The sequence below is a fragment of the Streptomyces hokutonensis genome (genome assembly GCF_042751305.1).
GTDB lineage: Bacteria > Actinomycetota > Actinomycetes > Streptomycetales > Streptomycetaceae > Streptomyces > Streptomyces hokutonensis_A.
This window is the reverse complement of the sequence record NZ_JBHYWD010000018.1, coordinates 54199-77715: the sequence shown is the minus strand read 5'-3', so window position 1 is coordinate 77715 and position 23517 is coordinate 54199. Positions and strand designations below refer to the sequence as shown.

Below are 23517 nucleotides of genomic sequence, written 5' to 3'. Positions count from 1 at the left end.
AAAGCAGCAAGACCCCGGCGCTGGATTCGCCGGGGTCCTGCTTTTCTGCTGTTTGCGCTGATCAGACGCTCGTCGCGCTGACCTCCACACCGTGGTCGGCGGCCAGGCGGCGCAGGTCGTCGAGCTCGGCCTGTTCCACCTCGACGAGGAAGTCGTCGCCCTCGTCGCGAGCCCGCGTCAGGTCGGTCTCGGTCGCCCTTATGCGCTGCAGAAGTCCTGCGGTGAATGCGTCCATGCTGCGCCCCCTCGTCCTGGGTCGTGGGTCGGGTGGCACGGGGGTGTGCCGTTCGGAAGGGGCGATCACGTCTGCGGATGCGGGTGCCCAGCGCTGCCCTGGCTGGGCGGCGACGGTGCCGGACACCCACGCCCGCTCTGCGGAAGCGTTGGACGTACCACAAGGTGGCTTGCCACATGCAGAGCGTGATCGCGGGGTGTAAAGCCGTCCTCCCCGCAGTCCCTCCGGTGGAAACCTCAACCCATCGAGAAAATCCCGCATTCCCGGGCCTCATACCCGACCTTCATCTCGCGCCCCGCCGCCTTACAGCCGACTTATGGCCGAAAAGGGCAGGATGGAGGTCACACAGCCACGAAGACCCTGCCCGCGTGCGCCGAGACGCGCTACGCGGGTGGACAGAGGAAGGACAAGCGACGTGCGCGTACTCGTCGTCGAGGACGAGCAGCTGCTCGCCGATGCGGTGGCCACCGGACTGCGCCGGGAGGCCATGGCCGTCGACGTCGTGTACGACGGTGCGGCCGCCCTGGAGCGCATCGGCGTCAACGACTACGACGTGGTCGTCCTCGACCGCGACCTCCCGCTCGTGCACGGCGACGACGTCTGCCGCAAGATCGTCGAGCTCGGCATGCCCACCCGCGTGCTGATGCTCACCGCGTCGGGCGATGTCAGCGACCGCGTCGAGGGCCTGGAGATCGGCGCCGACGACTATCTGCCCAAGCCCTTCGCGTTCAGCGAGCTGACGGCACGCGTGCGTGCCCTCGGCCGCCGTACGAGTGTGCCGCTGCCGCCCGTCCTGGAGCGCGCCGGCATCAAGCTCGACCCGAACCGCCGCGAGGTGTTCCGCGACGGCAAGGAAGTCCAGCTCGCCCCCAAGGAGTTCGCCGTCCTGGAGGTGCTGCTGCGCAGCGAGGGCGCCGTCGTCTCCGCGGAACAGCTCCTGGAGAAGGCCTGGGACGAGAACACGGACCCGTTCACCAACGTCGTGCGGGTGACGGTCATGACGCTGCGCCGCAAGCTCGGCGAGCCGCCGGTCATCGTCACCGTGCCCGGCTCCGGCTATCGGATCTGAGTCCGCTGTGGCGACCACTCCCGCGCCTCCCCAGGCGCCCCCGAAGCCCACGTGGGACCCCAGAAGGCCCGAACCACCGTTCCCCTGGCTGCGCCCCACCATCCGCATACGGCTCACGTTGCTGTACGGCGGGATGTTCCTGATCGCCGGCATCCTGCTGCTGTCGATCATCTACCTGCTCGCGGCGCACGCGCTGAACGTGGGCAGTGAGCTGCCCTTCAAGGTCATCTCCGGCTCGGTCGGGAGCAGCACCTGCAACTTCCCGTCCGAGCCGTCGGCGACCACGCTCAACAACGCGATGGACCAGTGCGTCAACGAACAGCGCCAGCACGCCCTGGACGACCTGCTCAGCCGCTCGCTGCTGGCCCTGCTCGGCCTCGCGATCATCGCCTTCGCCTTCGGGTACGCGATGGCGGGCCGGGTGCTGTCCCCGCTGGGCCGGATCACCCGGACCGCCCGCGCGGTGGCCGGCTCGGACCTGTCCCGCCGGATCGAACTGGACGGCCCGGACGACGAGCTCAAGGAGCTCGCGGACACCTTCGACGAGATGCTGGACCGGTTGCAGCGGGCCTTCACCGCCCAGCAGCGCTTCGTGGGGAACGCGTCCCACGAGCTGCGCACCCCGCTGGCGATCAACCGCACGCTCCTGGAAGTGCATCTGTCCGATCCCGGGGCACCTGTGGAACTTCAGCAGCTGGGAAAGACATTGCTGGCCACCAACGAGCGCAGCGAGCAGCTCGTCGAGGGTCTGCTGCTGCTCGCCCGCAGCGACAACCAGATCGTCGAGCGCAAGCCCGTGGACCTCGCCGAGGTCGCCGAGCAGGCCGTCGACCAGGTGCACGCCGAGGCGGCCGCCAAGGGCGTGGTCATCCGCGGCGAGCGGAAGCCCTCCGTCGTCCAGGGCAACGGCGTACTCCTGGAGCGGATCGCCCTCAACCTGGTGCAGAACGCGGTGCGGTACAACGTGCCCGAGGACGGCTGGGTCGAGGTCACCACCGAGGTGCAGCACGGCCATGCGGTGCTGATCGTCTCGAACACGGGTCCGGTGGTCCCGGCGTACGAGATCGACAACCTCTTCGAGCCCTTCAGACGGCTGCGTACGGAGCGAACGGGCAGCGACAAGGGTGTGGGCCTCGGTCTGTCGATCGCGCGGTCCGTGGCGCGCGCACACGGTGGCCATATCTCGGCCCAGCCCCGCGAGGGGGGTGGGCTCGTGATGCGAGTCACCCTGCCCATCTGAGATCATGTCGCCGACACACGAGGATGTTCGCTTTGCGCGGAATTTTCTGGCCGCTTCTCCGGCACTCTTGTGTGTGATCGATCACAAGCACGATTTTCGGGGCATCTACTCTCCGTGATCATGCACCCTGTCGGAAAGCCGGGAAAATCCGGGTTTTCAGGGGTCTTGATCACGGGAAGTACACGGTGAGGTGCCTTTGAAGAGCGGCATTGGGACCGTGTACGGTCCCCTTCGCCATCCAAGCCGATCACTCTTGAGGGGTCCGGTTGGGTGTCGATTGAGTAACAGACCTTGATGTGAGGCAAAATCTCCGCCTCAGGTCGGGCACAAGTCCGGCCTCTCACGCGTTACGTGCGCTGGAGACACCGCAGACACCCAGAGGGGGAGAGCGCGACATGGCAACGGATTACGACACCCCACGCAAGACCGACGACGACGTCGACTCGGACAGCCTTGAAGAGCTCAAGGCGCGTAGGAACGACAAGTCGACTTCCGCAGTGGACGTCGACGAATTCGAGGCGGCCGAGGGCCTCGAACTGCCCGGAGCGGACCTCTCGAACGAGGAGCTGGCCGTCCGGGTGCTGCCCAAGCAGCAGGACGAGTTCACTTGCATGAGCTGCTTCCTGGTGCACCACCGCAGCCAGCTGGCCCGCGAGAAGAACGGCCAGCCGATCTGCCGCGACTGCGACTGAGGAGGGGTCGGCCGTGACTGGCTCGACCCCACCCTGGAAGCGCCGCTCCCTCGAGCAGGGAGCGGACGAAGGGCCGGCCGACGGCCCTCATGGCGCGCGTGACGACGAGCGGGGCTCATCCGAACAGGGATCAGCCTCGCTCGAACCGGCGGCCGACCGGGCTGACCTCCTGGTGCCCGCCGACGTTCCCGCAGCCGCCCCCGTCGCCAGACGACGGGTGGCGGTCATCCGGGACAAGGCCAGGGAAGGCGTCCGTAAGGGCGGCAGCCGGGCCAGGGCGGGCCTGGCGTACCTCGCCGACCGAATCATCGACATAGCCCCGCGGATCCCCGTACGGGACCTTCAGGCGCTTCGGCGGCAGTTCCCGGGCCTCGGCCCCGAGCAGCTCGCCGACAAGCTGGTCGCGGGCGCGGCCAACGCGACGTCGACCGTCGGCGCGGGCATCGGTGCCGCGGCGATGCTGCCCGTCCCGCCCGCGATGCCCACCGAACTGGCCGCCGAGATCACCGGCGTCGCCGCGATCGAGCTGAAGCTCATCGCAGAGCTGTACGAGGTCTACGGCGTCCGTCCGCCCGGTGACCTGAGGCAGCGCAGCACCGCGTATCTGAACTCCTGGTCCGGGGAGCGCGGTATCGACGTGACCAAGCCGTCGACCATGAGCGCCGCGCTGAACGGCCACATGAAGCGCGAACTGCGCCAGCAGATCATGAAACGCATGGTCCGCGACCTGCCGAATCTGATGCCCTTCATGGTCGGCGCCGCCGTCGGAGCGGTCATGAACCGCCGGGACACCAAGAAACTCGCCGAGCGCATCCGCAAGGACCTGCGCAAGGCCCAGGTGCCCTGGGACGCGCTGCCCGAGCTCCCGCCCCTGGAGACCCCGCCGGACCCGCTCAGAATGGGCGAGATCCCGAAGGAGCTCGGTCGTTAGGCGGCCCGTCTTAGACGGCCGCCGCCTGTGCCGCCTTCAGGGCCTCCGCAAGCCGCTCCGGCTCGCGCGTCGACAGGTACAGGTACGGCGTCGGGTCGGCCGGGTCGGTGACCTCCACGCGCAGGGCCGTGGGGATGTAGGAGCGCAGCAGCAGGAAGGCGCGGGTGTCGGCCTTGTGGGTGCGCCAGGCGCGCGCCTCCTCTGCGTCCAGGACCTCCGCCTCGCCCAGGGCCGTCACCGGGATCTTCGCCTCGCCGGCGATCAGCGAGTCGCCCACGATCCGGATGCGGAGCGAGCCGTAGGAGCTGGCCGTGACCGCGGCGAACGCTGTGCCGCCGACCAGGCCGCCGAGCAGCGGCAGGGTGCCGAAGGGCAGCAGGATCAGGGCGAAGGAGACGCCCACCAGGAACGAGATGAACCACCACGAACGGGGGGCGGTGAGGCGCTCGTCGTAGGGGGAGGCGGAAAGCTGCATGAAGCCAAGCTTGGCACGGTGTCCGGAAGGTGCCGACGCGCGGGTAAGGTCTGCGGCTGTGGGTGGTACTTCTCCAGCTCTCAAGCCTCCGTCCGACGCCGTGAAACCGGTGCGGCACCCTGACGCGCCCGCGCCCGGTGAGTTGCTGGGTGCCCACTACGAACAGTGTTTCGGGTGTGGCGGCGACCAGCCGCACGGGCTGCATCTGGCGGCGCGGGCCGGCGAGGGCGTGACCATCACCGCCGAGTTCACCGTGCGGGCCGCCCACCAGGGAGCCCCGGGCCTCGCGCACGGCGGAGTGCTCGCCAGTGCGCTGGACGAGACCCTCGGCTCGCTGAACTGGCTGCTGCGGACGATCGCGGTGACCGGCCGCCTGGAGACCGACTTCGTGCGGCCCGTGCCCGTGGACACCGTGCTGTACCTGGAGGCCGAGGTGACGGCCGTGGCCGGCCGGAAGATCTACTCGACCGCCACCGGACGCATCGGCGCTCCCGACGGGCCGGTCGCGGTGCGCGCCGACGCCCTCTTCATCGAGGTGAAGGTCGACCACTTCATCGAAAACGGCCGCCCGCAGGAGATCCGGGCCGCCATGGACGACCCGGACCAGGTCCGGCGTACCCGTGCCTTCGAGGTGAACCCGTGAGCAGTGGCCGTAGTCCCCTGGACGTACTGATCCGGCGCGTCGACCCCGACGTACCGCTTCCGTCGTACGGGCATCCCGGTGACGCGGGCGCGGATCTGCGGACCACCGAGAGCCGGGAACTGAAGCCGGGTGAACGGGCCGTACTGCCCACGGGGGTGTCTGTCGCCCTCCCCGAGGGGTACGCGGCCTTCGTGCACCCCCGTTCGGGGCTCGCCGCCCGCTGCGGTGTCGCCCTAGTGAATGCCCCGGGGACGGTTGATGCCGGGTACCGTGGGGAGATCAAGGTGATCGTGGTGAATCTCGACCCGTACGAGTCGGTACGGTTCGAGCGCTTCGACCGGATCGCCCAGCTGGTCGTCCAGCAGGTCGAGAGGGTCCGCTTCCAGGAGGTCGCGGAACTTCCCGATTCGGCGCGGGCCGAGGGGGGCTTCGGGTCCACCGGCGGTCACGCCGCCGTGGGCGGCACCACGGGTGGGAATCGATACGCTTCGGTCGTATCCGACCGGGAAGGACAGTGACGTGTTCGGACGTCGCAAGAAGGGCACTGCCGCCGAGGACGCGGCGAGCGAGGCCGAGCAGGTCGTCGACGACGTCGACACTGAGGCGGACGCGGTGGAGCGCGTGAGGCTCGAACCGGAGCCCCGCCCCGACGGACCCTGGGACGACTCGGAGGTCGGCGACCCCGCCGAGGGCCGGGTGGACCTGGGCGGTCTGTTCGTGCCGGGAGTCGACGGCATGGAGTTGCGGGTCGAGGTCGCGGGTGACGCGATCGTCGCCGCCACCGTGGTCCTCAAGGACAGCGCCATCCAGTTGCAGGCCTTCGCCGCTCCCAAGCGCGAGGGCATCTGGGGTGAGGTCCGCGAGGAGATCGCCAGCGGCATCACCCAGCAGGGCGGCATCGTCGACGAGGTCGAGGGGCCGCTGGGCTGGGAGCTGCGCGCGCAGGTTCCGGTGCAGCTGCCGGACGGCACGGGCGGTTTCCAGGTGGTGCGGTTCGTCGGTGTGGACGGTTCGCGCTGGTTCCTGCGCGGGGTGATCTCCGGGCAGGGCGCGGTGCAGCCGCAGGCGGCCGGTCTGCTGGAGCAGATCTTCCGGGACACGGTCGTCGTTCGCGGCGAGGGCCCGATGGCGCCCCGCGACCCGATCGTCCTGAAGCTGCCGAACGACGCCCAGATGGTTCCCGAGGGCGTCCAGCAGGAGGAGGCGGGTTCCCGCTTCTCCGGCGGCATGGGCCAGTTGCAGCGCGGACCGGAGATCACCGAGGTCCGCTAGCGGGAACAGACAGCCACGAAAGGGCCGTACCCCTCCGGGGGTGCGGCCCTTTGGCGTGCGCGCACTCTTGACGGCCTATTGGTCTGTACCTACGGTCTCGGCTCAACGCCCAAGTTCATCAGGGTGCTCTGTGTTCACATATGAGAACGGAGTCACCGTGCGCCGCGCTGCCCTGCTCTCCGTCGTCACCGCACTCGTCCTGGGCTTCTTCGCCCAGCCCGGCGGCCCCACCGCCGAAGCGGCCCCCGCCACCTTCGTCCACCCCGGAGTGGACGTCTCCAGAAGCCAGCTGGACTTCGCCCGCACCGAGGTCCTCGCCGGCGCCCAGCCCTGGAAGGGCGCCTACGACCGGATGATGGCCGGCTCCTACGCCAGTCTGAGCCGGACCCCCAAGCCCAGAGCCGTCGTCGAGTGCGGCTCGTACTCCAACCCCGACTACGGCTGCACCGACGAACGCGAGGACGCGATAGCGGCCTACACCGACGCGCTCGCCTGGTACATCACCAAGGACACGCGCTACGCCCAGAAGGCCATCGAGATCATGGACGCCTGGTCGGCCACGATCACCAGCCACACCAACAGCAACGCGCCCCTGCAGACCGGCTGGGCCGGCGCCTCCTGGCCCAAGGCCGCCGAGATCATCAAGTACACGTACACCGGGACCTGGACCAACTCGGCCCGCTTCGCGACCATGCTCCGCAACGTCTACCTGCCCGAGATCATCAACGGCTCCAATTCCAACGGGAACTGGGAGCTGACGATGATGGACGCGGCGATCGGCATCTCCGTCTTCCTCGAGGACAGGACGTCGTACGACAAGGCGATGGCACTCTTCCGGACGCGCACGGCCGCGTACATCTACCTCGCCTCGGACGGCGGCGTGCCGAAGACCGTGCCGAGCCAGAACCTCAACACGACCGCGAAGATCGTCTCCTACTGGCAGGGCCAGTCGACCTTCGTCACCGGGCTCACCCAGGAGACGTGCCGCGACTTCACGCACACCGGGTACGGCCTCTCCTCGATCTCGCACGTCGCCGAGACCAGCCGGATCCAGGGCACCGACCTCTACGGCACCGACGTCGGCGAGCGGCTGCGGCAGGCGCTCGGCTTCCAGTCCAAGTACCAGCTGGGGGAGGCCGTCCCGAGCTGGCTGTGCGGCGGGTCGCTGACCCTCGGGCTCGGACCGGTCACCGAGGTCGGCTACAACGCCCTCCACAACCGCCTGGGCATCGCCATGAGCAACACCCGGACGCTCACCCTCAACAACCGTCCGGCCGGCACCAACAACCTCTTCGTCGCCTGGGAGACCCTCACCCACGGCGACAACCCCGACTGAGCACCGCCGCGCCCTGATGCCCGTACCGTGCCGTACGGGCATCAGGGTTGTGTCAAAGACGTTCAGAAGCAGGCCCGCCACCCCTTTTGTCGGACTTATTGGCCGTAAAGTCGACGCTGCGTACACAGGTGTGACGGGAAGACAATGAGGCCATGGGACGCGGCAAGCTTCGGATCTACCTCGGTGCGGCACCGGGCGTCGGCAAGACGTACGCCATGCTGTCCGAGGCCCACCGCAGGGTGGAGCGGGGCACCGACTGCGTGGTCGCCTTCGTGGAGCACCATGGCCGGGCCCGCACCGAGGTGATGCTGCACGGCCTGGAGCAGGTCCCGCGCGCGGAGCTGTCCTACCGGGGCACCGTCTTCACGGAGATGGACGTCGACGCCGTACTGCGCCGGGCCCCCGCCGTCGCCCTGGTGGACGAACTCGCCCACACCAACATCCCCGGCTCCCGCAACACCAAGCGCTGGCAGGACATCGAGGAGCTCCTCTCCGCCGGCATCGACGTCGTGTCGACCGTCAACATCCAGCACCTGGAGTCCCTCGGCGACGTCGTCGAGTCGATCACCGGGGTGCGCCAGCAGGAGACCGTGCCGGACGAGGTCGTCCGCCGGGCCGACCAGATCGAGCTCGTCGACATGTCGCCACAGGCGCTGCGACGCCGCATGGCGCACGGCAACATCTACCAGCCCGACAAGGTCGACGCGGCCCTCTCCAACTACTTCCGCCCCGGCAACCTCACCGCCCTGCGCGAGCTGGCCCTCCTGTGGGTGGCCGACCGGGTCGACGAGTACCTCCAGGAGTACCGCAGCGAGCACCAGGTGTCGGCGATCTGGGGTTCGCGCGAGCGGATCGTCGTAGGGCTGACCGGCGGGCCGGAAGGGCGGACGCTGATACGGCGGGCCGCGCGGCTCGCCGAGAAGGGCGCCGGCGGCGAGGTGCTGGCCGTCTACATCTCCCGCAGCGACGGCCTGACCTCCGCCTCCCCGAAGGAACTGGCCCAGCAGCGCACCCTGATCGAGGACCTAGGCGGCACCTTCCACCACGTAGTGGGCGACGACATCCCGGCCGCGCTGCTCGACTTCGCGCGCGGGGTCAACGCAACCCAGATCGTCCTCGGCTCCTCGCGCCGCAAGACCTGGCAGTACGTCTTCGGGCCCGGCGTCGGCACCACGGTCGCCCGCGAGTCCGGTCCCGACCTGGACGTCCACATCGTCACCCACGGAGAGGTCGCCAAGGGGCGCGGACTGCCGGTGGCCCGGGGCGCGCGGCTCGGGCGCGCCCGGATCGTCTCGGGGTGGGTGGTCGGCGTGGTCGGGCCGGTGGGCCTCGCGCTCCTGCTGAACGCGATCCATCTCGGGCTCGCCAACGACATGCTGCTGTTCCTGTCCCTGACCGTCGCGGCGGCGCTGCTCGGCGGGCTGCTGCCGGCGCTGGTCTCGGCGGCCCTCGGGTCGTTCCTGCTGAACTACTACTACACGCCCCCGCTGCACCGGCTGACCATCGCCGACCCCAAGAACATCGTCGCCATCGCGATCTTCGTCGGCGTCGCCGTGTCCGTGGCCTCCGTCGTCGACCTCGCCGCGAGACGCACCCAGCAGGCGGCCAGACTGCGCGCCGAGTCGGAGATCCTGTCCTTCCTCGCGGGCAGCGTGCTGCGTGGCGAGACCAGCCTCGAGGCACTCCTGGAGCGGGTCCGGGAGACCTTCGGCATGGAGTCCGTGGCGCTGCTGGAACGCAAGAGCGACGTCGAGCCCTGGACCTGCGCGGGCCGGGTCGGCGTCGGGGTGCCGCTGGAGCGGCCCGAGGACGGCGATGTGGACATGCCGGTCGGCGACCACATGGCCCTCGCGCTGACCGGCCGCGTGCTGCCCGCCTCCGACCGCCGGGTGCTGGCCGCCTTCGCCGCACAGGCCGCCGTCGTACTGGACCGCAGACGCCTCCGCGAGGAGGCCGACCAGGCCCGCGCGCTCGCCGAGGGCAACCGCATCCGTACGGCCCTCCTGGCGGCCGTGAGCCACGATCTGCGGACCCCGCTGGCCGGTATCAAGGCGGCCGTGTCGAGTCTGCGCTCCGACGACGTGGCCTGGTCCGAGGAGGACCGGGCCGAGCTGCTGGAGGGCATCGAGGCCGGCGCCGACCGGCTCGACCACCTCGTGGGCAACCTCCTCGACATGTCCCGCCTCCAGACCGGCACGGTGACCCCGATCGTCCGGGAGATCGACCTCGACGAGGTGGTGCCCATGGCGCTGGTCGGGGTCCCCGAGGGCAGCGCGGAACTCGACATCCCGGAGACGCTGCCCATGGTCGCCGTGGACCCGGGGCTGCTGGAGCGGGCGGTGGCCAATCTCGTCGAGAACGCGGTCAAGTACAGCCCGCCGGACCGACCCGTGCTGGTGTCCGCCAGTGCCATCGCCGACCGGGTGGAGGTCCGGGTGGTCGACCGTGGCCCAGGAGTCCCGGACGAGGCCAAGGACCGCATTTTCGAGCCCTTCCAGCGCTACGGCGACGCCCCGCGCGGTGCCGGAGTGGGACTCGGCCTCGCCGTGGCGCGTGGCTTCACCGAGGCCATGAACGGCACCCTGAACGCCGAGGACACGCCCGGCGGCGGCCTCACCATGGTCCTCACGCTCCGCGCGGCGAAAGGCGTCGTAGAAGACGTGCGTTATATGAAAGACGTACAACCGGAAAGGCAGGTCTCATGACCAGGGTCCTCGTGGTCGAGGACGAGCCGCAGATCGTGCGGGCCCTCGTGATCAACCTCAAGGCACGGAAGTACGAGGTCGACGCGGCGGCCGACGGGAAGACCGCGCTCGACCTCGCCGCCTCCCGCCACCCCGACGTGGTCGTCCTCGACCTGGGGCTGCCCGACATGGACGGCGTCGAGGTGATCAGGGGGCTGCGCGGCTGGACCCGGGTGCCGATCCTGGTGCTGTCCGCCCGGCACTCCTCGGACGAGAAGGTGGAGGCGCTGGACGCGGGCGCCGACGACTACGTCACCAAGCCCTTCGGGATGGACGAGCTGCTGGCCCGGCTGCGGGCCGCCGTGCGCCGGGCCGAGCCCACCGGCGGCGGCGAGGACGACGTCCTGGTCGAGACCGACGAGTTCACCGTCGACCTGGCCGCCAAGAAGGTCCAGCGGGACGGACGGGACGTACGGCTGACCCCCACGGAGTGGCATCTGCTGGAGGTGCTGGTGCGCAACACCGGGCGGCTGGTCAGCCAGAAGCAGCTGCTGCAGGAGGTGTGGGGGCCGTCCTACGGGACCGAGACGAACTACCTCCGCGTCTACATGGCACAGCTGCGGCGCAAGCTGGAGACGGACCCCGCGCATCCGAAGCACTTCATCACGGAGCCCGGGATGGGCTACCGGTTCGAGCGCTGACGACGCGGGTACGTTGCTGTCGGTGGACCCCGGTACGCTTCAGATATGAGCGCTGTCTCCCGTTCCGAAAAGCCGGCCGGCCGGTTCCGGCGCATGCTCGACCGGCTGTCCTCCTCGCAGGAGGACCTGGAGTCCGAGGAGCTGCGTGAGGACTCCGAGACCGAGGGCTGTGTCAGGATCGGCGACTGCCACGACCGACAGATCGTGACGGTTACTGGTACCTTGCGCACGGTCACGCTGCGCCCCCGGGCGGGAGTCCCCGCCCTGGAGGCAGAGCTGTTCGACGGCTCGGCCGCCCTGGACGTGGTGTGGCTCGGCAGGCGTTCCATCGTGGGCATAGAACCGGGGCGCAAGCTGATCGCGTCCGGCCGGATCTCCATGAGCAGAGGCCGCCGGGTGCTCTTCAACCCGAAATACGAACTGAGACCCCTCGGACGGGAGTAGCCGGTGACGTCGCTCGACAAGCCGACCACAGAGACCGTGGACGCCGAAGACAGCGAGCAGGATGTCCGGGCGGTGACCGAGGCGGCCCTCTTCGAGGCGTTCGGCGGGCTGCGCGGCATGATCGAAACGGTCCTGCCCGGCCTCCTCTTCGTCACCATCTTCACGATCAACAAGGACCTGCACTGGTCGGCGATCGCCGCCCTCGCCGTGTCCCTGGTGCTGGTCGTGGTCCGCCTGGTGAAGCGCGACACCGTCAAGCACGCCTTCAGCGGTGTCTTCGGCGTCGCCTTCGGTGTCGTCTTCGCGATGATGACCGGCAACGCCAAGAACTTCTACCTCCCCGGCATGCTCTACACGCTGGGCCTGGCGCTGGCGTACATCATCACGACCCTCGCCGGCGTCCCGCTGATCGGCCTGATCCTCGGCCCGGTCTTCAAGGAGAACCTCTCCTGGCGGACCCGCAACCCCGGCCGCAAGAAGGCCTACGCCAAGGCCAGTTGGGCGTGGGGCCTGATCCTCCTCGCCAAGTGCGCGATCCTCTTCCCGCTCTACTGGTGGGCCAACACCGCCCAACTCGGCTGGGTCCTGGTCGCGTTGAAGATCCCGCCCTTCCTCCTCGCGGTCTGGCTGACGTGGGTCTTCCTCGCGAAGGCGCCCGCGCCGATCGACGTGTTCGCGGAGATGGAAGCCGAGGAACAGGCCGAGAAGGAGCGCAAGGCGGCGGCCGCTCCCACGGCGGAGGGCCGTCACCGGCGGGACGCATAGTTTCCGGGATTTAGAAATAGTGGAGCGCGGTGAGGAGTGCGGCCCCCGCGACGGCTCTCTACACCCCCCAAGAGAGCGCGCGCGGCCCCCGCCCCCCCGCCCGCGCCCCTACCCGGGGGCGCCACATCTTCCCCCCCCCCCCGAGCGGGGCGCCCTGAGATCTCAGGGCGCCCTCATCGTCGTAACGCACCGGACTAAGTCGCCGCGTCCTCCCGGCGCACCGACAGCAAGTCCTCCAGCTGCTCCTCACGCGCCTGAGCCGCGACGAACAGCAGCTCGTCGCCCGCCTCCAAGGAGTCCTCGCGGGACGGGGTCAGCACGCGGGTGCCGCGGATGATCGTGACCAGGGAGGTGTCCTCGGGCCACTCCACGTCGCCGACCTGGGTGCCGGCCAGGGCCGACTCCTCGGGCAGCGTCAGCTCCACGAGGTTCGCGTCGCCGTGGCTGAAGCGGAGGAGGCGGACCAGGTCGCCGACCGAGACCGCTTCCTCGACCAGGGCCGACATCAGGCGCGGGGTGGAGACGGCCACGTCGACGCCCCAGGACTCGTTGAAGAGCCATTCGTTCTTGGGGTTGTTGACGCGGGCGACGACGCGCGGGACGCCGTACTCCGTCTTCGCGAGGAGGGAGACGACGAGGTTGACCTTGTCGTCGCCGGTCGCGGCGATCACGACGTTGCAGCGCTGGAGCGCCGCCTCGTCCAGGGACGTGATCTCGCAGGCGTCGGCCAGCAGCCACTCCGCCTGGGGGACCCGCTCGACCGAGATCGCGGTCGGGGCCTTGTCGATGAGAAGGATCTCGTGACCGTTCTCCAGCAGCTCACCGGCGATCGAACGTCCGACCGCGCCGGCTCCGGCAATGGCGACCCTCATCAGTGACCGCCCTCCTCTTCGGGACCCTTGGCGAACGCCGCCTCGACCTTGTCGACCTCGTCCGTACGCATCATCACGTGCACGAGGTCGCCCTCCTGCAACACGGTCTGCGAAGAGGGCAGCATCGCCTCGCCGAGACGGGTGAGGAACGCCACGCGGACGCCCGTCTCCTCCTGCAACTTGCTGATCTTGTGGCCCACCCAGGTCGCCGAGGCGTGTACCTCGGCGAGCTGTACACCACCGGTGGGGTCCCGCCACAGCGGCTCCGCGCCCGAGGGCAGCAGCCGGCGCAGCATCTGGTCGGCGGTCCAGCGGACCGTGGCGACGGTGGGGATGCCCAGGCGCTGGTAGACCTCGGCACGGCGGGGGTCGTAGATACGGGCCGCGACGTTCTCCACGCCGAACATCTCGCGGGCCACCCGCGCGGAGATGATGTTCGAGTTGTCACCGCTGGAGACGGCCGCGAACGCGCCCGCCTCCTCGATGCCCGCTTCGCGCAGCGTGTCCTGGTCGAAGCCGACCCCGGTGACCCGGCGGCCGCCGAATCCCGGGCCCAGCCGGCGGAAGGCGGTGGGGTCCTGGTCGATCACGGCGACCGTGTGCCCCTGTTGCTCCAGGGTCTGGGCGAGAGCGGAACCCACTCTGCCGCAGCCCATGATGACGATGTGCACGACCGTCCTTCCGGTGTCCTGAAATCAATGCTCAGCCCCATCAGGGTCTCAGACCGAGGCCAAAGTACACACGTCCGGCCCTTCCGGGGCACCCCTGTGCGTCAGCGGCGCCCGATGCTGCGCACACTGGCCAGGGTGAGGATTCCGAGGCCGGCCAGGGCGGCGAGGGCGCCGATCAGCTCTGCGGTCGAGGGCATGGAACCTCCAGGAGGCGGGCGGGAGCGGGGTTTTGTCATATAGACACGGAGTCGTCACTCCCGACGGAATCCGCAACTCCACTCGTCACCGATTTCACCCGTGAGGCAGATGAGAGGCAGATGACATGGCTCAGGCAGGTGGCGAGTAGAGGATCGCCTGTTCGAAGGCCTACGATCCTCTGTTGTGTCCAAACTGACCGACGTGCCCAAGCGCATCCTCATCGGGCGCGCACTGCGCAGCGACCGGTTGGGCGAAACGCTCCTGCCGAAGCGCATCGCACTCCCCGTCTTCGCTTCCGACCCGCTGTCCTCCGTGGCCTACGCGCCCGGCGAGGTGCTGCTGGTCCTCTCCATCGCGGGCGTGTCGGCCTACCACTTCAGCCCCTGGATCGCGCTCGCGGTCGTGGTGCTGATGTTCACGGTGGTCGCCTCCTACCGGCAGAACGTCCACGCCTACCCCAGCGGTGGCGGCGACTACGAGGTGGCCACCACCAACCTCGGCCCCAAGGCCGGCCTCACCGTCGCCAGCGCCCTGCTCGTCGACTACGTCCTCACCGTCGCCGTCTCGATCGCCTCCGGCATCGAGAACCTCGGCTCCGCGATCCCGTTCGTGGTCGAGCACAAGGTGAGCTGCGCGGTCGCCGTCGTGGTCCTCCTCACGCTGATGAACCTGCGCGGAGTGAAGGAGTCCGGCTCGCTGTTCGCGATCCCGACGTACGTCTTCGTCGCGGGCGTCTTCGTCATGATCGCGTGGGGCGCCTTCCGCGGACTCGTCCTCGGCGACACCATGCGCGCGCCGACCGCCGACTACCACATCAAGGCCGAGCACCAGGGCCTCGCGGGCTTCGCGCTCGTCTTCCTGATGCTGCGCGCCTTCTCCTCCGGCTGCGCCGCCCTCACCGGCGTCGAGGCGATCTCCAACGGCGTCCCGGCCTTCCGCAAGCCCAAGTCGAAGAACGCGGCGACCACCCTCGCGGCGATGGGCCTGCTGGCCGTCACCATGTTCTGCGGGATCATCGCCCTCGCCATGACGACCAAGGTCCGCATGGCCGAGAACCCGGCCACCGACCTGATCCACAACGGCGTCGCCATCGGCTCCGGCTATGTCCAGAACCCGGTGATCTCCCAGGTCGCCGAGGCCGTGTTCGGCAAGGGCAGCTTCCTGTTCGTGGTGCTCGCCGCGGCCACCGCGCTGGTCCTGTTCCTGGCCGCCAACACGGCGTACAACGGCTTCCCGCTCCTCGGCTCGATCCTCGCCCAGGACCGCTACCTCCCGCGCCAGCTGCACACCCGCGGCGACCGCCTGGCCTTCTCCAACGGCATCGTGCTGCTCGCCGGCACCGCCACCCTGCTGATCGCGATCTACGGCGCCGACTCGACCCGCCTGATCCAGCTCTACATCGTCGGCGTGTTCGTCTCCTTCACCCTCAGCCAGACCGGCATGGTCCGGCACTGGAACCGCCACCTCGCCACCGAGAAGGACCCGGCGAAGCGCCGTCACATGGTCCGCTCCCGGGCCATCAACACGTTCGGCGCGTTCTTCACCGGCCTGGTGCTGGTCGTCGTCCTCGTCACGAAGTTCACGCACGGCGCCTGGGTGGCGCTGCTCGGCATGTGCATCTTCTACGCGACGATGACCGCGATCCGTAAGCACTACGACCGGGTAGCCGAGGAGATCGCGGCCCCCGAAGGCCCGAGCGACGACAGCCTCCGGCCGTCCCGCGTCCACTCGGTCGTCCTGATCTCCAAGATCCACCGCCCGGCGCTGCGGGCCCTGGCCTACGCCAAGCTGATGCGCTCGGACACCCTGGAGGCGCTCAGCGTCAACGTCGACCCGGCGGAGACCAAGGCGCTGCGCGAGGAGTGGGAGCGGCGCGGGATCGACGTACCGCTGAAGGTGCTGGACTCGCCGTACCGCGAGATCACGCGCCCGATCATCGAGTACGTGAAGAGCCTGCGGAAGGAGTCGCCGCGGGATGCCGTCTCCGTGATCATCCCCGAGTACGTCGTGGGCCACTGGTACGAGCATCTGCTGCACAACCAGAGCGCGCTCCGCCTCAAGGGCCGGCTGCTGTTCACACCGGGCGTGATGGTGACGTCGGTGCCGTACCAGCTGGAGTCCTCCGAGGCGGCGAAGATCCGGGCCCGGAAGCGGCAGGAGTGGAGCGCGCCGGGTGCGGTGCGGCGGGGGCCCGCGGTGGACCGGCACAAGGAGTCCTCGGACACCAAGGGCTGAGCCCTCGCGGCGAGCTTTGTGGTGAGCGGTCGGGCAGGGCCCACGTAGACTGGTGGGCTGTTGTCCGGCCGTTCCCCCTTTGACGTTGTGGAGTCACCCCGCCATGCAGGCAGAACCGAAGAAATCGCTGGTGGGGGAGGAGTACGAGGTCGAGGTCGGCCCCGTCGCCCATGGCGGGCACTGCATCGCCCGTACGGCCGAGGGCCAAGTGCTGTTCGTCCGGCACACGCTGCCCGGTGAGCGCGTGATCGCGCGGGTCACCGACGGCGAGGAGGGCGCGCGGTTCCTGCGGGCCGACGCGGTGACGATCCTGGAGGAGTCCAAGGACCGCGTCGAGGCGCCCTGTCCCTACGCGGGCCCCGGCCGCTGCGGTGGCTGCGACTGGCAGCACGCCAAGCCCGGCGCCCAGCGCCGCCTCAAGGGCGAGGTCATCGCCGAACAGCTCCAGCGGCTCGCGGGCCTCACGCCCGAGGAGGCCGGCTGGGACGGCACGGTGATGCCGGCCGAGGGCGACAAGCTGCCCGCCGGGCAGGTTCCGCAGTGGCGCACCCGCGTCCAGTACGCGGTGGACGTCGACGGCAACGCCGGTCTGCGCAAGCACCGTTCGCACGAGGTCGAGCCCATCGAGCACTGCATGATCGCGGCGCCGGGCGTCAGCGAGCTGGGCATCGAGGAGCGCGACTGGTCCGGCATGGCGTCGGTCGACGCGATCGCGGCGACGGGTTCCCAGGACCGCATGGTGATTCTGGAGCCGAGGCCGGGAGCCCGCCTTCCGCTGGTCGAACTCGACCGCCCTGTCTCCGTCATGCGTGTCGAGGAACACGATGGCGGCATCCACCGCGTCCACGGCCGTGCGTTCGTCCGCGAGCGGGCCGACGGCCGTACGTACCGCGTCGGCAGCGGCGGTTTCTGGCAGGTCCACCCGATGGCCGCGGACACCCTCGTCAAGGCGGTCATGCAGGGCCTGCTCCCGCGCAAGGGCGACATGGCCCTCGACCTCTACTGTGGCGTCGGCCTCTTCGCCGGCGCCCTCGCCGACCGCCTCGGCGACAAGGGCGCGGTCCTCGGCATCGAGTCCGGCAAGCGGGCCGTCGAGGACGCGCGGCACAACCTCGCCGGGTTCGAGCGGGTCCGGATCGAGCAGGGCAAGGTCGAGAGCGTCCTCCCCAAGACGGGGATCAGCGAGGTCGACCTGATCGTCCTCGACCCGCCTCGCTCGGGGGCCGGGAAGAAGACGGTGGAGCACCTGTCGTCGCTCGGGGCGCGGAAGATCGCGTATGTGGCGTGCGATCCGGCGGCGCTGGCTCGGGACTTGGGGTACTTCCGGGACGGGGGGTATCGGGTGCGGACTTTGCGGGCGTTCGATCTGTTTCCGATGACTCATCATGTGGAGTGCGTGGCGATTCTGGAGCCGGTTGCCAAGGTGTCCTGACCTGCGGTTTTGTGCGTGCGCGTGGTGTGTGGTGTGGGCGTTACGGGCGATATCCTGACGCTGAAACGACGCTCATTCGACGCCCGTTCTGATGGGGTGTCAGTCGCGTTGTGCCGCCGGCCCGCGGTTCTGGTCATGACCGAAGTGACGTCCGCCCACACCCGCCCGCAGGCCCTCGGCCCAGCTGACACGTACACGACGAGCACCGAGGGGTGGCCGGCGCCGAGCACGCCCGTGTACGGGCCCGGCCATTGCGCGCGACGATGCCGCGCTGCCCGGGCACTGACACAGAAGCCTTCGGAAACCACCCGGCTACGGCTCTCGGCGACCGGCTCGCAGGCGAGCCCCGGCCGACTCTCCAAGCCGACGGAGAAGACACTCCCGTCTGGTCCGCAACGGCGGGGGCCGACGCACAGGTCAGCCGGGTGCCGGTGGAGGGGAAACGTTCGCTCGCGCCCTGGACAGTGCCTGCGGGCCTGCCTCCCCGTCGAACGCAGGACGTCGGACGATGGCGGTGCGCATGGCGATGCTCCCACTGGCCGCGATCACGATCGCCGCTGCCGCGCTATCGGTTGTCTGGACGGGCTGAGTCACCCCGGCCAGGTCGGGCAACGATCGCGCCCCTCGTTCCCGCGTTGGTCACTGCTTTATGCCCGATGCCCGATGCCCGATGCCCGATGCCCGGTCCTGGTTCGACTGTGGTGGCCCGTCGTGGCCCGACACCGTGGTTGTCCGACAAGTACACGGCCCCGATCGGGGGAGGCATATTCACCCGATGCGGCTGCATCCGTCAGCGCTGGCGTACCACCGGCGTACTGGATGCGTTGCGACGGCATGGACCGCACATCCACCACGGCGGGGTATCTCCTGCACCACCGGCCGGATGCCGAGCTCGCCGACGCCCACGAGATGAACCCGCCGATCTACGCTGCCCTGGTGGCCGAGTGGTGGGTGCGGGGGCGCATAGTGCCTGGCCGGCACGACGCCCAGTGGGCCACCCTGGCCGCTCCGTCCACGACCGGACGCCTGACGGCGTCGAGTCCGGAATCGGCACTGCGCGCTGGGAGCGCGTGACCGTCGCCCAGCCTGGCGCAGGCTGAGCAGTCCTCAGTGGCGCAGGTCGTCAGCCCGGCCGCCAGCCGGTGTCCGCAGGGTCCAGCCGGCGCAGGTAATACGTACGGGATCGGGCCTCGGTGGCTGATGTTTGCGCGTCGGGGCCGCGCGGTGAGGCCGGGTTGAGCAGGGTGGCGAGTATCCCGGTGGCTTGCTGGAGTGCCACTTCCACGGCGGCGGGGGTATGGAGGGTGCCACTGCCGTCCGGCGGCACCAGCCAGCGCAGAGCACCGGTGGCCCGCTGAGGCGCTGGGACGGCGATCCAAGCACCTTGGCCGGCGTACCGAACGCCATCGCCGACCCAGCGCGTCCGCGGATCCGGCGGCAGGAAGAAGCCCAGGCGGTGGGAGGTGAAGTCGGCGAGGGTGGGACCGGGTTGGTGCCGCGGGGAGCGCAGCAGGACGTCGAGAGCGAACAGGCCCAGCTCCTCCGGCACGCTCAGCACGTCCCAGAACCGGCCGGCAGCCAGCACCGCGGTGCCGGTATCCGAGCGCCATTCCCGCTTGCACGCGCGGGGGTCGATCGCGGCGGCGGCAAGCCATTCCACTGCTTGCTGGGCGTGATTTCTCAACGGCACTCCTCTGCGGGGGCGGCGTGCGGGGGGAGTGGAACCTTTGACGGAGCGCAAGATTGTGCGAATTTCCGCTGGTCTGACCGGATTCACGGATCTCATGGTGGTGCATATTTCTACGTGGCGGAAGGGGTGGCGCGCCATGGCGCTTTGCTGGCGCGGCCGGCTGCCGGGCGCCGACGCGCACCGACTTCCCGGAGAGGCAGGCCCGTTGACGAAGTCCACGGCCCGAAGGTGGCTCACCCGTCTCCGCACGTGGAGGCGCCGTCGCGCCCGGTGTCGATGGCACGCTGCGGACGACCCGCTGGCGTCGTTGGTCAAGGCGGCGGAGCGCCTCGACTACGGAGCGGGCCGGTTTAGCCGATTAGATGACCACGATCGGTGGCCGTGAGCACATCCGTACGCACCGACACGTCGGACGATCTTGAGCTCCGACAACTGCCCGCGACCAGCACGAGCACACGATCAACGGCTCACACCAGCCCTGTGACCAGCAACTTCACAATGGTGGATCTTCATTGCTGTGCGGGCTGATTGGGCGTTCAGCGGCGGATCGAGGGCGCACCTCCGTTCGGGGCCCGCTCGGCGGGGCCGCCGGGTGGGCCGCCGGGTGGGCTCTGGGGGACGGTGCCGGGGCACCGCGCAGCCGGCGAGGAACCTGAGCGGATCTTCGCAGGTGACCGAACTCGGTGTGGGGGTTGGAGTCCAGGCACTGGGAGACCGACGTACAGTTCGGCGGCGATCTCGGCATTGGTCCGGCCAAGGCGGCTAAAGCCTGTTCGAGAAGTCCGTGCGCCGGGCAATTCGATGTGCCTTTGCACGGTAGTCGATCAAGTGACGAGGGCGAGGTTGTTCTTCATCCGGGCGAAGGTGTGCTCGACGCGGGCGCGGACCCTGCGGTGTTCGGCGTTGTCGCCTCCTGGAGGGGCAGCAGCGGCCGTTTGCCGCGGCGGCGATGCGGGATGACAGGACCGGCGCCCTGGTAGGCGCCGTCGGCGAGGACCGTGGCGCCGGTGCAGACCTGGGCCAGGCCGGTGTCCCGAAAGGCGTGCGCGTCGGCGACGTTGCCCGCCACCGGGGGTGCGGTGGCGACCACCAGACGGGTGTCGGCATCGATGACGACCTGCACGTTCGCGGAGAAGCCGTGGTTGCGGCTGGAGGCGGCGACACTGCGGTCGCGCACCGGGATCAGCGTGCCGTCCACGGGCGGGGCGCCGGCTCCAGCGCCAGGAACGGTCCCACCTGCTGGATGATCCGGCACACCGTGGCAGGGCAGACGTCGAACAGCACCGCCAACTGCCGCACGGTCAGGTTGGTCCGGTAGTTACGCGGCCACCAGCAGCACCCGCACCGCCCGCACCAGCCGGGCGAACCGATCCACCCGCAGCCCTGTGAACACCTCGATCCACACCGGCTCGGCCCTCAACACCCCACCCATACAAAGGAACTGCCCGGCGCACGGACTTCTCGAACAGGCTTTGGACGCGCTGGGTGCGGTCACAACCGTGTCGCGGCCGTGCCGATGCGCTGGGCGACGTCTGGGTGGGCGAGGTAGCGGTCGATGGCGTGTGCCTTGTCGCCGTTGTTGACGGCGGTGTTTTGTACGTCGCCCCAGGCGGGCTGCCCCGGAGGATGAGAACTGGTCGGGAGGGGGTGTCCCAGTGCGACGATGTCCTGCGGATCGTAGGCCGTCAGCCAGTCGATGCCCATGGCATGCGGGCCCGGGCGCCGCAGGTTTCTCTGGACGGCTTCCAGACCGAGGGGCGAGCCTGCCGTCACCCACAGCGTGGTGCGTTCGCGGATGCCGGCGTCTTCGAGGAGGTCACAGGCCACGACGGTGCCGAGACTGTGCGAGACGAGGACCAGGGAGCCGGTCGCCGGAATGCCTTCCCGCACGGTGGCCAGGATCTGTTCGCGGCCGCGGGTCAGATAGACGGCGACATCGCGGAGGTGCTTACTGACGTAGTCCTGGTCGACGTGGGTATGGCGGGCCAGCGCCAGCAGCGCCTGGCGTGTGACGTCCCACGACAGTGTCCTGCGGCCCGCCTCCGCCAACACCTGGTCCATGCCTTCCAGTTCGACGCCTCCTCCCTGCCCGGCCTGCGGCCCGGCACCCGCAGCGCGAGTCATGTCGTACAGGAGGTGCTGTTCGAGACTGCCCACGTCCTTCGGGAGGTAGGGGTGGAGCGGCGCCGGCTCGTCGGCGCCGTCGGGCATCGATTCGAGCTCCAGGGGGTCACGGGCCAGGTCGGCGGTGAGGCCGTAGAGAACGTTGCCGTAGAAGGGAAAGGCGAGCGGGATCGTGTCGAGGACGCCGCCGGGTCTGCCTGCGCGGATCAGGCCGGCGGTGAGGCCGGCGAGCCAGGTGCGCCGTAGATCGTCGGGGTTCTTGAACTCCTGGCCGCGCCCGTGGATGAACACCATCGTCGTGGTCATGTGCTCGCTCCCTTGCTCAACACTTCGTCCAGCAGGGCCCGTTGCGGTGGGGGCAGTGCCGCGCGGCGCAGCCGGCGGACGATACGGCTCACCCGCGCCCCCTCGTTCCACAGGTAGGCGGCCGATTCCTCGTCCATGTCCGGCGTCCACACCTCACCCGTGCGGGTAAGTTTTCTGCCCTGATAGTCCGTTGCCGGTACGCCGCCGTGGTGGAGGGCGACCATCTCCCATTGGTCGTTGAACACAGGCGCGCCGGAGGATCCGTGGCGGGTGTCGCTCGTGTAGCGCAGCCATTTCTCGTCCTGGGAGACCAGCCGGTTGTCACGGATGCTGACACGCTTTCGGTCACCCCCGGGATGGTGGATGACATTCAGCGCTTCGGCCTTCAGGACCTTCCCGCCCTCTTCGATGAGCGGGACGTATCCGTTGCCTTCCGTGGATTCCTCGGGGAGCGCGACAACCGTGAAGTCCAGAACGGACGCCGGCACGGTGAGGAAAAGGATCTCCGGAGCCAACGGGACGGTGGTGCATTGCTGTTCACCACCCTCGTCGTCGTACTCGTAGCCCAGCTGAACGCCCATACTCGCCGCGTGTTCCGCGTCGGGCACGACGTGGTGGTTGGTGAGTAGCAGACGTGGGGAGATCAGCACTCCGGTGCCTTCCGGAGTAATGGGCTGCCGGGCCGGCATGGCCACGACTCGGCCCACGGCGCGCGCTGCTGCCAGGCCCTTGCTGAGGAAACTGAGCCAGACGGAGTCGTCTTCGCCGATGACGGCTTCGAGTTCCGTACCGTGAGTGGCGAGCCGTGCACGCCGGAGATCGATCTCCGCCTTTTCGTTGGCGATTTCGAGGTTCTGTTCCCGAAGTGCCGCGGTCACGTCGCGCAGGTCGTCTCCGCCGGCCGACCAGCGCCGTTGTATGTCCGACAGTGGGGCGTTGTTGTCAGCTGTCACCGGTCCCTCCCTGGGTGTCGGCTTCCGGGGTCATGAACTGGAAGGGGGGTTGGAACGGGCCCATGACCAGCAGTTGCGTGGTGCCGGACGTGTTGACCAGTCGGTGGTAGGAGGCGGCGAACTCCTTGACCCGGAAGGGGAATTCGTTGGGATCCGCGTCCTCCAGACGGGTCTGGGAGTCGCTGTCCCGAGCGATACGGCTGCGCAGGTCGTCGAGCCACTCAGTGCGGGGGCCCGACGTCTCGAACGCCCGCAGCATGGCCCCGTCCACCTCGCCCGGCTCGAAGTCCGAGAGGTCGGGCTCGTTCATGGCGGCCAGATCGGCGGCGGCCCGGCCGTAGACGCGGTCGTCGAGGGTCTCGGAATCGTCGATCATGGCGTTCACCGCCGCTCCGCAGAGGGATGGAGCCGGGGGCGGCGTGGGGGGGGCCCCCGCGGGGGGGGGGGGGGGGCGGGGGGCGCCCCCCCCCCGGGGCGCCCCCCCGTCCCCACTAAAAAACGCGGAGAAAAACCCCCGCATCCTGGCGGTTTTTCGCGCGCCCGGCCGCG

The 23517-nt window shown here is 69.4% G+C and carries 23 protein-coding genes and 1 pseudogene; 15 read left to right on the top strand and 9 right to left on the bottom strand.

The features are described from left to right. Window positions 1-61: 61 nt before the first annotated feature. Window positions 62-235 (bottom strand): hypothetical protein, encoded by a 174-nt coding sequence (locus ACFXC1_RS36490; protein WP_019072956.1) that lies wholly within the window; start codon window positions 233-235, stop codon window positions 62-64. A 415-nt stretch (window positions 236-650) separates the two neighbouring features. Here ACFXC1_RS36490 and ACFXC1_RS36485 point away from each other — a divergent pair, with 415 nt between their 5' ends. The 4 genes from ACFXC1_RS36485 to ACFXC1_RS36470 all read left to right on the top strand — a co-directional run bounded on the left by ACFXC1_RS36485 (window position 651) and on the right by ACFXC1_RS36470 (window position 4167). Next, window positions 651-1304 (top strand): response regulator transcription factor, encoded by a 654-nt coding sequence (locus tag ACFXC1_RS36485; RefSeq protein ID WP_010983842.1) that lies wholly within the window; start codon window positions 651-653, stop codon window positions 1302-1304. A 7-nt stretch (window positions 1305-1311) separates the two neighbouring features. After that, window positions 1312-2544 carry a sensor histidine kinase gene (locus tag ACFXC1_RS36480; protein ID WP_381251132.1) on the top strand — a complete coding sequence of 411 codons (1233 nt, stop codon included), beginning with the start codon at window positions 1312-1314 and terminating at the stop codon, window positions 2542-2544. 395 nt (window positions 2545-2939) lie between these two features. Further along, window positions 2940-3236 (top strand): DUF4193 domain-containing protein, encoded by a 297-nt coding sequence (locus tag ACFXC1_RS36475; protein WP_005481602.1) that lies wholly within the window; start codon window positions 2940-2942, stop codon window positions 3234-3236. A 13-nt stretch (window positions 3237-3249) separates the two neighbouring features. Then, on the top strand, window positions 3250-4167 hold the full coding sequence (locus ACFXC1_RS36470) for a hypothetical protein (RefSeq protein ID WP_381251130.1): 918 nt from the start codon (window positions 3250-3252) through the stop codon (window positions 4165-4167). A 10-nt stretch (window positions 4168-4177) separates the two neighbouring features. Here ACFXC1_RS36470 and ACFXC1_RS36465 read toward each other — a convergent pair whose 3' ends face one another. Further along, entirely contained in the window at window positions 4178-4642 is a 465-nt protein-coding gene (locus ACFXC1_RS36465; protein ID WP_381251129.1) for a DUF3093 domain-containing protein, read from the bottom strand. A 58-nt stretch (window positions 4643-4700) separates the two neighbouring features. Here ACFXC1_RS36465 and ACFXC1_RS36460 point away from each other — a divergent pair, with 58 nt between their 5' ends. The 8 genes from ACFXC1_RS36460 to ACFXC1_RS36425 all read left to right on the top strand — a co-directional run bounded on the left by ACFXC1_RS36460 (window position 4701) and on the right by ACFXC1_RS36425 (window position 12487). Continuing rightward, window positions 4701-5285 carry a PaaI family thioesterase gene (locus ACFXC1_RS36460; RefSeq protein WP_381251127.1) on the top strand — a complete coding sequence of 195 codons (585 nt, stop codon included), beginning with the start codon at window positions 4701-4703 and terminating at the stop codon, window positions 5283-5285. Beyond that, window positions 5282-5803, top strand: coding sequence for a dUTP diphosphatase (gene dut / locus ACFXC1_RS36455; RefSeq protein WP_381251125.1), 522 nt, complete (start codon window positions 5282-5284; stop codon window positions 5801-5803). The genes ACFXC1_RS36460 and dut overlap by 4 nt, the downstream gene beginning before the upstream one ends. 1 nt (window position 5804) lies before the next feature. Next, a complete protein-coding gene (locus ACFXC1_RS36450) occupies window positions 5805-6557 on the top strand; it encodes a DUF3710 domain-containing protein (RefSeq protein ID WP_019072963.1) in 753 nt (250 codons plus the stop codon). Window positions 6558-6714: 157 nt separating this feature from the next. After that, window positions 6715-7893, top strand: a complete 1179-nt coding sequence (locus tag ACFXC1_RS36445; protein WP_381251123.1) for an alginate lyase family protein — start codon at window positions 6715-6717, stop codon at window positions 7891-7893. A 152-nt stretch (window positions 7894-8045) separates the two neighbouring features. After that, entirely contained in the window at window positions 8046-10598 is a 2553-nt protein-coding gene (locus ACFXC1_RS36440) for a sensor histidine kinase (protein WP_381251121.1), read from the top strand. Further along, the gene (locus ACFXC1_RS36435; RefSeq protein WP_381251119.1) at window positions 10595-11278 is read left to right on the top strand and encodes a response regulator; all 684 of its coding nucleotides are present in this window, start codon (window positions 10595-10597) and stop codon (window positions 11276-11278) included. Before ACFXC1_RS36440 ends, ACFXC1_RS36435 begins: the two co-directional genes overlap by 4 nt. Window positions 11279-11323: 45 nt before the next feature. After that, entirely contained in the window at window positions 11324-11722 is a 399-nt protein-coding gene (locus tag ACFXC1_RS36430; protein WP_019072967.1) for an OB-fold nucleic acid binding domain-containing protein, read from the top strand. A gap of 3 nt (window positions 11723-11725) precedes the next feature. Further along, on the top strand, window positions 11726-12487 hold the full coding sequence (locus ACFXC1_RS36425) for a DUF3159 domain-containing protein (protein WP_381251117.1): 762 nt from the start codon (window positions 11726-11728) through the stop codon (window positions 12485-12487). A 194-nt stretch (window positions 12488-12681) separates the two neighbouring features. Here the strand turns inward: ACFXC1_RS36425 and ACFXC1_RS36420 are convergent, their stop codons facing one another. Next, window positions 12682-13359: a potassium channel family protein gene (locus ACFXC1_RS36420; protein WP_019072969.1), complete on the bottom strand. Its 678-nt coding sequence runs from the start codon at window positions 13357-13359 to the stop codon at window positions 12682-12684. Then, window positions 13359-14030: a potassium channel family protein gene (locus ACFXC1_RS36415; protein ID WP_019072970.1), complete on the bottom strand. Its 672-nt coding sequence runs from the start codon at window positions 14028-14030 to the stop codon at window positions 13359-13361. The genes ACFXC1_RS36420 and ACFXC1_RS36415 overlap by 1 nt, the downstream gene beginning before the upstream one ends. Window positions 14031-14411: 381 nt before the next feature. On the opposite strand from ACFXC1_RS36415, the gene ACFXC1_RS36410 reads away from it, so the two are divergent. The 3 genes from ACFXC1_RS36410 (at window position 14412) to ACFXC1_RS36400 (ending at window position 18969) form a co-directional block, all read left to right on the top strand. Beyond that, complete coding sequence (locus ACFXC1_RS36410) at window positions 14412-16463, top strand: APC family permease (RefSeq protein WP_381251115.1); 2052 nt, start codon at window positions 14412-14414, stop codon at window positions 16461-16463. A 103-nt stretch (window positions 16464-16566) separates the two neighbouring features. Beyond that, window positions 16567-17895: a class I SAM-dependent RNA methyltransferase gene (locus tag ACFXC1_RS36405; protein WP_019072973.1), complete on the top strand. Its 1329-nt coding sequence runs from the start codon at window positions 16567-16569 to the stop codon at window positions 17893-17895. 834 nt (window positions 17896-18729) lie between these two features. Next, on the top strand, window positions 18730-18969 hold the full coding sequence (locus ACFXC1_RS36400; RefSeq protein ID WP_381251113.1) for a hypothetical protein: 240 nt from the start codon (window positions 18730-18732) through the stop codon (window positions 18967-18969). Between the two features lie 49 nt (window positions 18970-19018). Here ACFXC1_RS36400 and ACFXC1_RS36395 read toward each other — a convergent pair whose 3' ends face one another. From ACFXC1_RS36395 to ACFXC1_RS36375, 5 genes and pseudogenes are all read right to left on the bottom strand, one after another. Further along, on the bottom strand, window positions 19019-19579 hold the full coding sequence (locus ACFXC1_RS36395; RefSeq protein ID WP_381251111.1) for a hypothetical protein: 561 nt from the start codon (window positions 19577-19579) through the stop codon (window positions 19019-19021). Between the two features lie 851 nt (window positions 19580-20430). Then, window positions 20431-21017, bottom strand: a pseudogene (locus ACFXC1_RS36390) (transposase family protein); the annotation flags it as partial. 59 nt (window positions 21018-21076) lie between these two features. Next, window positions 21077-22015: a hypothetical protein gene (locus ACFXC1_RS36385; protein WP_381251109.1), complete on the bottom strand. Its 939-nt coding sequence runs from the start codon at window positions 22013-22015 to the stop codon at window positions 21077-21079. Next, window positions 22012-22893, bottom strand: coding sequence for a trypsin-like serine peptidase (locus tag ACFXC1_RS36380; protein ID WP_381251107.1), 882 nt, complete (start codon window positions 22891-22893; stop codon window positions 22012-22014). The genes ACFXC1_RS36385 and ACFXC1_RS36380 overlap by 4 nt, the downstream gene beginning before the upstream one ends. Window positions 22894-22957: 64 nt before the next feature. Next, window positions 22958-23344, bottom strand: a complete 387-nt coding sequence (locus ACFXC1_RS36375; protein WP_381251106.1) for a hypothetical protein — start codon at window positions 23342-23344, stop codon at window positions 22958-22960. Window positions 23345-23517: the final 173 nt, after the last annotated feature.